Origin of the sequence: Streptomyces sudanensis (genome assembly GCF_023614315.1) — a bacterium.
GTDB classification, from domain to species: domain Bacteria; phylum Actinomycetota; class Actinomycetes; order Streptomycetales; family Streptomycetaceae; genus Streptomyces; species Streptomyces sudanensis.
On sequence record NZ_CP095474.1, the window covers coordinates 3,235,048 to 3,247,212 of the forward strand.

Here is a 12,165-nt window from a genome sequence, read left to right on the forward strand (position 1 = left end):
CNNNGNNNCGNGNCCNGGCCCGCGGTCCCCCGCCCCGCGCCGCGTCCGGCCCCCACGGGAGCTCCTCCGACTGGCTTAAGGTGTCCGAAACCGGACGGAGGGGACCTGCCCATGCCCGTGAGCGGACCTGTGACCCGCAGCACCCTGCGCCAGCAGATCGCCGACGCGCTGCGCGACGAGGTGCTCGCGGGCCGCCTCCGGCCGGGCCGGGAGTTCACGGTCAAGCAGATCGCGGAGCAGTACGGCGTGTCCGCGACGCCGGTGCGGGAGGCGCTGGTCGACCTGTCGGCCCAGGGGCTGCTCGACTCCGACCAGCACCGGGGCTTCCGCGTCCACCGGTTCACGGTCGACGACTACCGGGACATGGTCGAGGCCCGCTTCCTGATCGTCGACGGCGTCCTGCGCCGCCACCCGGAGGGCGGAGCGGAGTGGGGGCGGGTGCCGGACGAGGTGCTGGTCTCCGTGCGGCGGCGGGCCGAGGCGGCGGTGCGGGCCGCCCGGGCCGGGGACCTCGACATCCTGATCGGTTACGACATGCGGTTCTGGCAGGAGCTGGCGGGGCTCGCCGCCAACCGCCACCTCGCCGGCTTCCTGGACCGCCTGCGCGTCCAGGCGTGGGCGTTCGCCGTGCCCCACCTGCGGGCCGACCGGCGGGTGCGGGACCGGTTGTGGGCCGGGTACGAGGAGCTGGCGGAGGCCGTCGAGGAGGGCTCGGCGCGGCGGGTCGCCGCCGTCCTCGCCGCGTACCGCGCCCACTCCCTGAACTGGGCCGACCACCTGGAGCGCCTCCCCGCGCCCCGCGAGGCTCCCGAACGCCCCGCGTAGGGCGGGTGCTTCGGCGGCGGTGCCACCGGGTATCACTGTGACCCGACGCCCGGGGCACGGGGCCGGCCCGTGCCGTCACCGCGGCAGACACCCCGATTCGAGAGCGAGTCCGCCTTGGCCTGTGACCTGTGGCTGGTCCCCCTGGTCGACGTGCTGTGCCACAGCCCCGACAACCCCTTCGCCGAGGAGATCGCCGTGTACGACCGGGCGCTGACCGGGGCGGGCCTGCCGACGGTGCCCGTCTTCGCGTACATGCCCGGCCTGTCGGGCGACGTGGCGCCGGTCGCCGGGTTCGACTACGACGCCCTGCACTTCCTGCGCCGCGCGTACCTCCTCCAGGTCTGCGGCCTCGCCGTGACGCCCGTCGACGAACTCGGCGGCGACTACGAGCAGTTGCTGGAGATGTTCGAGGCGACCGCCCAGCGGTCCCACCTGGTCTGGCACTACGACCACGCCGGCGCCTACGTGCCGGTGGACTTCCCCGCGCCGCTCTCCACCGAGGAACTGCTCGCCGGGGGAGGCCCGCTCGGCTCCGCGCAGGGGCTGCTGCGGGAGCTGGAGTACGTGGCCCCGTCCATCGGCATCGACCCGGCCAACCCGCCGGCCGCGCCCGAGCCGCCCCGCCGCCCGACGTCGCTGGAGGAGCCGGCGGCGCCGGTCCCGTACGACGACGACCCCTTCGCGCGCGAGCGGCACGTCTGGCTGGGCCTGCACGCGGCGGCCACCCGCAGCCTGGGTCAGGGGTCGATGATCGTCTTCAGTTGAGGAGGCGGTTCAGCGGGGTTCCGGGGGGCGCTGGCGCGGCATGTTCGGGCGGGCCGCGGGAGGCAGCGGGGAGCGGTTCGCCGACTGCCCGGAGGCCGTGTCGGAACGCGGCGGCCCGGCGTTCAGGGCCTGGGCGACCAGCGGTGTCGGGCCCGCCCGGAACTCCGCCATCCAGTCCGCCGTCTCCGCCCGCACCAGCTCCGTCACGTCCTCCGAGAACCTCCGCAGCACCCCCAGGCAGCGCTCCGCCGCCTCGGCGGCCGTCCCCTCCGCGGGGCCCAGCACCTCCCGGACGTTCTCGGACGCCCAGTCGAACTGCAGGGACTGGAGGCGCCGCTGCACCGCCTGCGCCGTCACCACGTCCCGCATCCAGCCGGACGTCACCCCGAAGTACCGGTCGCACGCCAGGCACGCCGCGGCGAGCAGCAGCGACAGGTAGCCCCAGCCGGCCGCCCCGTCCAGGGCGTCCGTCAGGTCCAGCAGCGGCAGCGCGGCGCCCAGGACACCGCCCAGCGCCGTACCGGTCCGCAGGGCGCGGGCGCCGCGGCGCTTCCACGCCCGGTCGGCGAGGTACCAGTCGGTGGTGTGCAGGGCGGTCGCCTCGACCCACCGGTACAGCTCGTGCAACCGCTCGGCCGGTTCCCCCCAGTCGCCGAGCGGGAACGGCCGTCCCCTCAGATCGTCCCCCCGGGCGGGCCCCCCGGGCTGCATCTCCGGCTGGCTCACCGGGGCACTCCTCTGCGCTCTGCGTGACTCTGTGTGACGTGTGGTGACGTGGGTGGTGCGGGGCGGGTGCCCGGCGGGCGTGGACGGTGCGGACGGTGTGGGGGGCGGGTCGTGCGGAGCCCTTCCTACCGCCGAATGGAGGGCCCCGGCGGCCGAATCACGGGTTTTCCGCACGGAAGAGGGCCGTGATCAGGTAGGGGGCGCGCCAGACACTCACTCGAAGGAGTGAATCAATGTGCGTGGGGCGCGTCGTGCGGGGACCACGTAGGCTCGGCCGTGACCGAAGAATCGTCGACGCGCAGGAGTGACCGTGATCCCCGGTGGTGGCCAGCCCAACATGCAGCAGCTGCTCCAGCAGGCCCAGAAGATGCAGCAGGACCTCGCGCGGGCGCAGGAGGAACTGGCCCGCACGGAGGTCGACGGCCAGGCGGGCGGCGGCCTGGTGAAGGCCACGGTCACCGGCTCGGGCGAGCTGCGGGCCCTGGTCATCGACCCGAAGGCGGTCGACCCGGAGGACACGGAGACGCTCGCGGACCTGGTCGTCGCGGCCGTGCAGGCGGCGAACGAGAACGCGCAGCAGCTCCAGCAGCAGAAGCTCGGCCCGCTCGCCCAGGGGCTGGGCGGCATGCCGGGCCTGCCCTTCTGACCCGGCGGGCACCGGCCGCTCGTCCCGCCGACGCGACGGGTTCACCCCGGGTCTTCTGCGGCGCGGCCCGCAGCGATTACCGTAACCACCGAGACTGCACTCCCGGAGAGGCGTTCCGTTGTACGAAGGCGTGGTCCAGGACCTCATCGACGAACTGGGCAGGCTGCCCGGCGTCGGTCCCAAGAGCGCGCAGCGGATCGCCTTCCACGTCCTCCAGGCGGAGCCGACGGACGTGCGCCGGCTGGCGCACGCGCTGCTGGAAGTGAAGGAGAAGGTCCGCTTCTGCGCGGTCTGCGGGAACGTCGCCCAGGAGGAGCGGTGCGGCATCTGCCGCGACCCGCGCCGGGACGACGCGGTCGTCTGCGTGGTCGAGGAGCCCAAGGACGTCGTCGCGATCGAGCGGACCCGCGAGTTCCGGGGGCGGTACCACGTCCTCGGCGGCGCGATCAGCCCGATCGAGGGCGTGGGCCCCGATGACCTGCGGATCAGGGAGCTGCTGGCCCGCCTCGCGGACGGCACGGTCACCGAGCTGATCCTGGCGACCGACCCCAATCTGGAGGGGGAGGCCACCGCGACGTACCTGGCGCGGATGGTCAAGCCCATGGGCCTGAAGGTCACGCGCCTCGCCAGCGGACTGCCCGTTGGCGGAGACCTTGAATACGCCGACGAGGTCACGCTCGGTCGCGCGTTCGAAGGGAGACGACTCCTCGATGTCTGACGCCACGCTCCACGCCCACCAGCCGGCCCCGGACAGCTTCGCGGTCCAGATCGCCGACTCCATCGAGTCCTTCATCGTGGCCACCACGGAGGTGGCCAAGGGGGACGAGCCCGACAGCGCGATCCCGTTCCTGCTGCTGGAGGTCTCGCAGCTGCTGCTCGCCGGAGGCAGACTGGGCGCGCACGAGGACATCGTCCCCGAGGAGCGGTACGAACCGGACACGGGCCCCGACCTGGACGTCGACGACCTGCGGGAGCGGTTCGCCGTGCTGCTGGACCCGGTGGACGTCTTCTCGGAGGTCTTCGACCCGTACGAGCCGCGCAGGGCGCCGGTGCCGTGCCGGATCTCCGACAGCCTGGCCGACATCGTCACCGACCTGCGGCACGGCCTCGCCCACTACCGGGCGGGGCGGGTCACCGAGGCGCTGTGGTGGTGGCAGTTCTCGTACTTCTCCAACTGGGGGCCGACGGCCTCCGCGACGCTGCGGGCGCTGCAGTCCCTGGTCTCCCACGTCCGGCTGGACCAGCCGCTGGAGGCGCTGGACGGGCTGGACACGGACGAGGACGTGGCGGACGAGGCGCTGGCGGAGGAGGCGGGCCGCGTGATGTTCCAGGAGATCGCCGCCCCGCTGGGCCTGCGTTCCGGCAAGTGACCCGGCGGGCCCGGCGCCGGCCCGCCGCCCGGCGCGGCCCCGCGGCGTGAGCCGGGACACATTCGGCGTCGGGGGCGCCGGGGGTGGGCAGGGACCCCGCGTGGCCGGGACGGCGCCCTCGGGCGATCACGTGAGCGGGACGTCTCAGGATGTGGCATCCCGGGGGCGTCCCCCGGCCGCTCGTTAGACTGAGCCGACCGCAAACGGACCGAGCGAGGAGCGCACGTGGGCCTTGTCGTGCAGAAGTACGGAGGCTCCTCCGTCGCCGATGCCGAGGGCATCAAGCGCGTCGCCAAGCGAATCGTCGAAGCGAAGCAGAACGGCCACCAGGTGGTCGTCGTCGTTTCCGCGATGGGCGACACGACGGACGAGTTGATCGATCTCGCCGCACAGGTATCCCCCATGCCCGCCGGGCGTGAGTTCGACATGCTGCTGACCGCCGGGGAGCGCATCTCCATGGCCCTGCTGGCCATGGCGATCAAGAACCTGGGCCACGAGGCCCAGTCGTTCACGGGCAGCCAGGCCGGTGTCATCACCGACTCGGTCCACAACAAGGCGCGCATCATCGACGTCACGCCGGGCCGCATCCGCACCGCGCTGGACGAGGGCAACATCGCCATCGTCGCCGGCTTCCAGGGCGTGTCCCAGGACAAGAAGGACATCACCACCCTCGGCCGGGGCGGCTCCGACACCACCGCCGTGGCCCTCGCCGCGGCGCTGGACGCCGAGGTCTGCGAGATCTACACCGACGTCGACGGCGTCTTCACCGCCGACCCGCGGGTCGTGAAGAAGGCCCGGAAGATCGACTGGATCTCCTTCGAGGACATGCTGGAGCTCGCCGCGTCGGGCTCCAAGGTGCTCCTGCACCGCTGCGTCGAGTACGCACGCCGATACGACATCCCGATCCACGTCCGCTCCTCCTTCTCGGGGCTCCAGGGCACGTGGGTCAGCAACGAACCGCGAGGGGACCGCAAGGTGGAGCAGGCCATCATCTCCGGTGTCGCCCACGACACCTCCGAGGCGAAGATCACCGTCGTCGGGGTGCCCGACAAGCCGGGCGAGGCGGCCGCGATCTTCCGCGCCGTCGCGGACGCCGAGATCAACATCGACATGGTCGTGCAGAACGTCTCCGCCGCGACCACCGGCCTGACGGACATCTCCTTCACCCTGCCCAAGACCGAGGGCCGCAAGGCCATCGACGCCCTGGAGAAGCAGAAGGCCTCCATCGGCTTCGACTCCCTCCGCTACGACGACCAGATCGGCAAGATCTCCCTGGTCGGAGCGGGCATGAAGACCAACCCGGGCGTCACCGCCGCGTTCTTCGAGGCGCTGTCCGACGCGGGCGTGAACATCGAGCTGATCTCCACCTCCGAGATCCGCATCTCGGTCGTCACCCGGGCCGACGACGTCACCAACGCCGTCCGCGCCGTCCACACCGCCTTCGGGCTGGACAGCGACTCCGCCGAGGCGGTCGTGTACGGCGGCACGGGCCGCTGACGGCCGGGAGACCTCCCCCGGCGGCGGACCGCCGCCGGGGAGCGCGGCCCCGATGCCGGTGTCCCGCGCTCCGTTCCCCGCCCGCCGCGGACGGCTCTCCCGCCAGGTCCGCCGGTACCGGTCCGCCAGGTCCGGCAGCCGGTACCGGCCGCCAGGCCCGTCGGCCCCACGGCGGTGGCGGGTCCGGGTCCTTCGCCCGCCACGAACGGCCTCCCCGCCGGTTCCGTGCCGGTCCCGCGCCGGTTCCGCGCCGGTCCCATGTCGGTTCCGCGCCGGTCGGCGCCCGAATTGCGGTGTCCGTCCCGGACGAGACGCCGCCCGTGCCGTCTCGGACGGTGGTATCCGGTAGACGTGGCGTCACGCCTTTGTAGGATCTGTGAACGCCCTGTGCGAAATCCCTCGGCCGGTGCCGATCGGGCTGGGGCGATGGCATGTTCGACGGTGCTCCCGCCTTCCCACTGCGACCGGTGGCCGGCGGGGAGCGTCTCCCGCGGTCGCCCCAGGTGCTGCCGCGCGAACGGGGCGATGGGGAGAACGGATACGCATGAGGGCGAACGACGCACCGTCAGTCACGGCGGCGTGCGCGTACAACCCTGACGGGGGTCGGCGCGTCCAACAGACGTGGCAGAGGTACTCGACATCCCCAGGGCGGCTCCCGCGCGCAGCGGCGCGGCGGTCCCCCCGCTCCTTCGACCGCCCGGACGGGCCGCGCTCGGCCGTCGGCACGGCGGCGGCATGCCGGTGACCGCGCCGATGCCCGCCACCCGACGCGCCCGCGTTCCGTTCATGCGCGAGAGCGCCGACGCCACGACGACGTCGGGCACCACCGTCGACCACCTCACCGAGACCTACCGCGCCCACTACCGGTCGCTGCTCGGTCTCGCCGCGCTGCTCCTCGACGACACGGCGTCCTGCGAGGACGTCGTGCAGGAGGCATTCATCCGCGTCCACTCCGCCCGCAGGCGGGTCCGCGACCCCGAGAAGACCCTGGCGTACCTCCGCCAGACCGTCGTGAACCTCTCCAGGTCGACCCTGCGCCGCCGCATACTCGGGCTGAAGCTGCTCTCCAAGCCGATGCCGGACATGGCGAGCGCGGAGGAGGGGGCGTACGACCGGCTGGAGCGCGACGCGCTGATCAAGGCGATGCGCGGACTGCAGCGCCGCCAGCGGGAGGTGCTGGTCCTGCGGTACTTCGCGGACATGACGGAGGCACAGGTCGCCGAGACCCTGGGGATATCGATCGGTTCGGTGAAGGCGTACGGCTCCCGCGGCATCGCCGCGCTGCGCGTCGTCATGGGGGCGAAGAAATGAGCGACCGAACGGAAGACCGCGAGCACCACGGGCCGGACGGGCCGTCGAACGACCGGACTGGAAACCACGCAGTGAACACCCCTGAAACCCCAGGCACTCCGACTCCCGAGGACGACGTCCCGGCCCCGGAACCGGCCGAGGACGCCCCGGAACCGGCCGAGGACGCCCCGGAGCCGACCGGGGACGCCCCGGAGCCGACCGGGGACGCCCCGCCGGTACGGCCCGCCGCCGACCGGCCCGCCGCCGACGGGGACGGCACGGCGCCGCGGTCCGCCCCGGAGGCGCCCGGTGCCCCGGCGGGCGGCCCCGCCGCCTCCGGCCCCGCAGACGACCGCCTCGACGAGGACGAACACCTCGACGGGGACGACCGCCTCGACGGCGACCGCCTCGACGGGGACGAGGTGGCGCTGCAGCGGATGCTCCACGGAGCCGTGGGAGGGCTGGAGCCCTCCGCGGGCGCGCTCGACCACCTGCGGCGGGCCGTTCCCGCCCGGCGGGCGCGGAAGCGGCAGGCGCTGGTCGGCGCGGCCGCGGCGGTGATCCTGTTCGGCACCGGCGTGCCCGCGCTGGTGCACGTCGCCGCCTCGGACGGTGCCTCCGACACCGACCCGGTCAACGCCGGCCACGGTGCGCAGGTGGAGAACGGCGGCAGCGCCTCCGCCGACGGGCCGGGCACGGGCAGCCCCTCCGGCGCACCGGGCGCCACCGGCAAGGACCGCACCGGCCCGGGGCGCAGCCCGTCGTCCGCCGGTACCGGCGCCTCCGCGGGCACGGACGGCACGCCCGGCCTCGCGACCACCTCCCCGGCCGCGCTCCCGGCGTGCGAGGCGGGCCAGCTCGCGGTGAGCGTCGCCGAGGTGGGCGCCCCCGGCGGCGACGGCACGGTTTACGGTACGTTCCGCATCGCCAACGCCTCCGCCGGCGACTGCTCCGTCGACGCCGCCGGCACGGTCGGCTTCAGTACGAGCGGTGCGGCCGACCCGGGGCGCGTCAGCGTCGTCGGGCACACGTCCCAGGGCGCGGCGCCCGGCCTGCCCGACCCGTCCGCGGCGGTGGGCAGCCTGGTGCTGAAGCCGTCCGCGGCGTACGAGGTGAGATTCGCCTGGGTGCCGAGCGAGACCTGCCCGGTGGACGGCGACGGCGGCAGCGGCGGCACCGACGGCGGCGGCAGCGGCGACGGCGGCGGGGACGGCGGCGCGGGTGCCGACGGAGGCGGCGACCAGTCGCCCGAGCCCACGTCGTCCCCCTCCCAGGAGGAGCCTCCGCCGGCGGCGGACGGCACGAGCACCCGCATGGACGACGACGGCTCGACCGCCGCCCCGGCGGCGCCCGCGCCGCAGATGATGCGCCAGGGAGGACTCGCCGACGGCAGCGTCAATGTGACGTACACCCCCGATGCGGGCGGCCCCCAGGCGACGGCCACCGTTCCCGGCGCCTGCGCCGGCACCATCTACCGCACCGGCATCCTCCCGGCGGGGTGACCCGGCCGCCCGGTGCCCCTTGCCCGTCGGCCTGCCGCACGGGCGCCCTACGGGGCCGGGCGGAGCGGCCGGGGCGTACGCCGGCGACGGCGCGCCCCGTAGGTGATCCGATGTCCGATCGCTTGGAGATCAGGGCGTTGCCGCCGGGACCCCGGTTCGCTGCCCAGCTGCGGTTCGGGGTCAACGGTGAGGACGTGGTCGGAGCGACGGTCGGCGAAGGGGGCCGCGGACCGTACGCGGCCGATGGGCTGCCGGCCGGCCGCCCCAGCCCCCTCAGGGCGACGGGGGAGGCGCGCCGCCTGGAGCTGGGGGAACCCGGATGCACAGGCGGCTGCTGCGGCTTCCTGTCCGTGATCGTGCGGCGGTTCGGGGAGATCGTGCAGTGGTCGGACTGGGAGGTTCCGTGGGAGGGCCCCGGCGCCATGCCCTACCCGCCGCCGGAGCTGCACTTCGATGCGGGCCAGTACGACGCCGAAGTGGCTCGTGCCGAGTCGGACCGCTGGTGGCAGGTGTACTCGTGGCCCGGCACAGCGCGCCTCCGCCCGGCCACGAGCTCCTACCGGACCGCGGCCTGCCCAGCGGGGAACTCCCAGGAAAGCCCGGGTGCTGTCGGGACTCGTGAACGTCCGGGCCGGGCCGCGACCGCCGGCCGCCTCCCGGACCGACGTGGAAGTGCTGCCCGCTCCCGTGAGCGCGGGTGCCCGGACCCTCTCAGAGGGTGCCCGGGGTCTCCGGGTCGAGGCCCAGCGCTCGGTCCCGCTCCGCTTCCGCCTCCCGGCGGAACAGGCGGAACCACATGAACACCACGAAGCCCGCGAAGGCGAACCACTCACCCGTGTAGCCGAGGTTCTGGAACGCCTTCAGGTCCAGGCCCGTGCCCGCCGCCGCGGCCGCCGGCACGGGGGTCAGGCCGGCAGGGGATTCGCCGAGCGTCACCCACGCGTCGTACACCTCGTCGGGCACCAGGTTGACCAGCGACGCCGCGCTGATGATGCCGACCTGCCCCTCCGGCAGGCCGCCCGCCGCGTGCGCGCCGCCGCTCCCGGCGTGCTCCGACGCCTGGAGCGCACCGGTCACGGTCACCTCGCCGGGCGGCGGGGCCGGGGCCGCGGCCCCCTTCGGCAGCCAGCCCCGCACCACCGGCAGGACCTTGCCCTCCGGGGTGTGCAGCAGCGTCAGCACGTACGAACCGGCCTTGCCGTCCAGCTCGCGGCCGGGGACGAGGAACTGCTTCCCGTACCGGCCGCTCGCCGTCGCCCGGCGGCCCGACGTCTCCTTGTCGACCGGCAGCAGTTCCGCCAGCGGGGCCGCCGCCCCCGCGGCCCGGGACGCGGGCCGCTGCTCCGCCTCCCGGTGCGAGTCGACGCGGTCCTCGAACCTGCCCAGCTGCCAGACGCCCATGAACAGGCAGAACGGGATCGCCAGCAGCACGAAGACGTTGATCCCCCACCAGCGGGGTGTCGTCAGGAACCGGTACACCCCTCCACGGTACGGAACTCCGTCACCCCTTCCCCGGCCGGGTCCCGCCCGTGGCGGGCAGGTGGCGCGCGGCGAACTCCAGCTCCTGCCGCACCTGCCTGATCCGCTCCTCCACCACCAGCGAGCCGTGCCCCGCGTCGTACCGGTACACCTCGTGCACCGCGCCGCGTGCCGCGAGCCGCTCCACGTAGTTCTCGACCTGCCGGATCGGGCAGCGCGGGTCGTTGACGCCCGCCGCGATGTACACCGGGGCCCGCACCCGGTCGACGTACGTGATCGGGGAGGAGGCGCGGTACCGCTCGGGCACCTCCTCCGGGGAGCCGCCGAACAGGGTCCGGTCCAGCGGGCGCAGCGCCTCCATCTGGTCCCGGTACGCCGTCACGTAGTCCGCGACCGGCACGTCGGCGATGCCCACCGCCCACACGTCCGGCTGCGTCCCCAGCCCCAGCAGCGTCAGGTAGCCGCCCCACGAGCCGCCCGTCAGCACCAGCCGCTCCGGGTCGGCGAGGCCCGACGACACCGCCCACTCGCGGACGGCCGTGACGTCCTCCAGCTCGATCAGCCCCACCCGGTGCCGCAGCGCGTCCGTCCACTCCCGCCCGTACCCGGTGGAGCCCCGGTAGTTCACCCGGACCACCGCGTACCCGTGGTCCACCCACGCGGCGGGCCCGGCCGAGAAGGTGTCGCTGTAGTGCCAGGCCGGGCCGCCGTGCAGGTCGAACACGGTCGGCAGCGGGCCCGTCGCCCCCGCGGGCCGCTGCACCAGCGCGTGGACCCGGCCGCCGGGGCCCTCCACCCACACGTCCTCCACCGGCACCGAGGGCGGCGCCTGCGGGCCGGGCGGGTCGAGGACGACCGCGCCGGTCGTCGACCGCACCGCGGGCGGCACCGCCGCCGACGACCACAGGTATTCCACCGTGCCGTCCGGGCGGGCCGTCGCCCCCGAGACCGAGCCCGCCGGCGTGTCCACCCGCGACAGCCGCCGCGACGCGATGTCGTACCGCCACAGCTCCGTGCGCGCCGCGTGGTCGTGGGCGATCAGGAGGCCCGATCCGTCCGGGTACCACTCGGCGCTCACGTCCCCCGGGAGCCCCAGGTCCAGGTCCGTCTCCCGGCCCGACGCGACGTCCCAGACCATCGGCTCCCACCGGCCGCGCCGCTGGTGCCCCACCAGCAGCCGTTGGTCGCCGTCCACCGGGGCGAAGCCCATCACCGCCAGGCCCAGGTCCTCCGTGCCGCCCTTGGTGTCGTCCAGCTCCGCCACCAGCGCGCCGTCCGGCCGCACCACCCGCAGCGAGGCGTGCATCGCGTCACCGTGCTCGGTGTGCTCGATCACCACGAGCGTCCCGTCGTGCGACAGGCCGCCGACCCCGGCCGACTCGCGGTGCCGGTATATCTCCACCGGCTCCCCGCCCGGCCGGACGACGTGGACGGTGCTGCCCTCCTCCTCCGTGGACCGGCCGACGACCACCGTGCCGTCCCGGCCGAGGGCGAGGCCCGCCGGGTACGACGGGGCCAGCCCGGGCACCGCCGGCTCGTCCGGGCCGCCCGCGAACGGCTGCCGCATCCACACGCCGAACTCGTCGCCGTCCGTGTCCGCGAACCACCAGATCCACTCGCCGTCCGGGGAGAGCGTCCCGTCCGTCGTGCCGTTCGGCCGGTCGGTGACCTGCCGCTGCCCGCCCGTGTCCCGGTCCCAGGCGTACAGCTCGTACGTCCCCGTCGCGTTCGACGAGAACAGCGCCCGGCCCGGCGCGTCCCGCGCCCACTCGGGCAGGGACACCCGGGGCGCGCGGAACCGCCTCTCCCAGTCGGGCGGGGCCGCCCGGCCGCGGTCGGCGGGCCCGGACGGTTCGGCGGCGCGGGCGGGCCCGGCGGGCACGGCGGAGACGGCGGGCACGGGCCCGGTCGCGGATGCGTCGGTCGGCTCAGTCATGCCGCCCATCATCCTCCGCCCCGCCGACATCCCGCCGAGCCTGTGGAAAACCCCGCCCCCGCTCCCGGCCGGATCCGGCCCGCGTACGCTCCCGGCCCGGCCGCATCCGGTCCGCGCCCCTCCCCCGCC

At 74.7% G+C, this 12,165-nt stretch carries 11 protein-coding genes; 8 read left to right on the forward strand and 3 right to left on the reverse strand.

The window, feature by feature from the left end; all coding sequences use genetic code 11:
- Nucleotides 1-111: 111 nt before the first annotated feature.
- Both MW084_RS15095 and MW084_RS15100 read left to right on the forward strand, forming a co-directional pair.
- A complete protein-coding gene (locus MW084_RS15095) occupies nucleotides 112-825 on the forward strand; it encodes a GntR family transcriptional regulator (RefSeq protein ID WP_029553482.1) in 714 nt (237 codons plus the stop codon).
- A gap of 114 nt (nucleotides 826-939) precedes the next feature.
- Nucleotides 940-1,590, forward strand: coding sequence for a hypothetical protein (locus tag MW084_RS15100; protein ID WP_010470414.1), 651 nt, complete (start codon nucleotides 940-942; stop codon nucleotides 1,588-1,590).
- 9 nt (nucleotides 1,591-1,599) lie between these two features.
- Here the strand turns inward: MW084_RS15100 and MW084_RS15105 are convergent, their stop codons facing one another.
- Nucleotides 1,600-2,316 carry an SLATT domain-containing protein gene (locus tag MW084_RS15105; protein ID WP_010470413.1) on the reverse strand — a complete coding sequence of 239 codons (717 nt, stop codon included), beginning with the start codon at nucleotides 2,314-2,316 and terminating at the stop codon, nucleotides 1,600-1,602.
- Nucleotides 2,317-2,626: 310 nt separating this feature from the next.
- On the opposite strand from MW084_RS15105, the gene MW084_RS15110 reads away from it, so the two are divergent.
- The 6 genes from MW084_RS15110 to MW084_RS15135 all read left to right on the forward strand — a co-directional run bounded on the left by MW084_RS15110 (nucleotide 2,627) and on the right by MW084_RS15135 (nucleotide 8,621).
- Nucleotides 2,627-2,962 carry a YbaB/EbfC family nucleoid-associated protein gene (locus MW084_RS15110; RefSeq protein ID WP_010470412.1) on the forward strand — a complete coding sequence of 112 codons (336 nt, stop codon included), beginning with the start codon at nucleotides 2,627-2,629 and terminating at the stop codon, nucleotides 2,960-2,962.
- A gap of 118 nt (nucleotides 2,963-3,080) precedes the next feature.
- Nucleotides 3,081-3,680, forward strand: coding sequence for a recombination mediator RecR (gene recR, locus MW084_RS15115; RefSeq protein ID WP_010470411.1), 600 nt, complete (start codon nucleotides 3,081-3,083; stop codon nucleotides 3,678-3,680).
- Nucleotides 3,673-4,332: a DUF5063 domain-containing protein gene (locus MW084_RS15120; protein ID WP_010470409.1), complete on the forward strand. Its 660-nt coding sequence runs from the start codon at nucleotides 3,673-3,675 to the stop codon at nucleotides 4,330-4,332. The genes recR and MW084_RS15120 overlap by 8 nt, the downstream gene beginning before the upstream one ends.
- A gap of 225 nt (nucleotides 4,333-4,557) precedes the next feature.
- Nucleotides 4,558-5,829, forward strand: coding sequence for an aspartate kinase (locus MW084_RS15125; protein ID WP_010470408.1), 1,272 nt, complete (start codon nucleotides 4,558-4,560; stop codon nucleotides 5,827-5,829).
- A 621-nt stretch (nucleotides 5,830-6,450) separates the two neighbouring features.
- The gene (locus tag MW084_RS15130; RefSeq protein WP_078571605.1) at nucleotides 6,451-7,140 is read left to right on the forward strand and encodes a SigE family RNA polymerase sigma factor; all 690 of its coding nucleotides are present in this window, start codon (nucleotides 6,451-6,453) and stop codon (nucleotides 7,138-7,140) included.
- Between the two features lie 71 nt (nucleotides 7,141-7,211).
- Nucleotides 7,212-8,621, forward strand: coding sequence for a hypothetical protein (locus MW084_RS15135; protein WP_010470406.1), 1,410 nt, complete (start codon nucleotides 7,212-7,214; stop codon nucleotides 8,619-8,621).
- A gap of 711 nt (nucleotides 8,622-9,332) precedes the next feature.
- Here the strand turns inward: MW084_RS15135 and MW084_RS15140 are convergent.
- Together MW084_RS15140 and MW084_RS15145 are read right to left on the reverse strand one after the other, a co-directional pair.
- Complete coding sequence (locus tag MW084_RS15140; protein WP_010470405.1) at nucleotides 9,333-10,100, reverse strand: SURF1 family protein; 768 nt, start codon at nucleotides 10,098-10,100, stop codon at nucleotides 9,333-9,335.
- A 22-nt stretch (nucleotides 10,101-10,122) separates the two neighbouring features.
- Nucleotides 10,123-12,036, reverse strand: coding sequence for a S9 family peptidase (locus MW084_RS15145; RefSeq protein WP_010470404.1), 1,914 nt, complete (start codon nucleotides 12,034-12,036; stop codon nucleotides 10,123-10,125).
- Nucleotides 12,037-12,165 lie beyond the last annotated feature (129 nt).

What these genes read in the sequence shown, in the direction of transcription:
- MW084_RS15095 (WP_029553482.1), top strand. Translation starts at nt 112, where the DNA reads ATGCCCGTGAGCGGACCTGTGACCCGCAGCACCCTGCGCCAGCAGATC.
- MW084_RS15120 (WP_010470409.1), top strand. Translation starts at nt 3,673, where the DNA reads ATGTCTGACGCCACGCTCCACGCCCACCAGCCGGCCCCGGACAGCTTC.
- MW084_RS15145 (WP_010470404.1), bottom strand. Translation starts at nt 12,036, where the DNA reads ATGACTGAGCCGACCGACGCATCCGCGACCGGGCCCGTGCCCGCCGTC.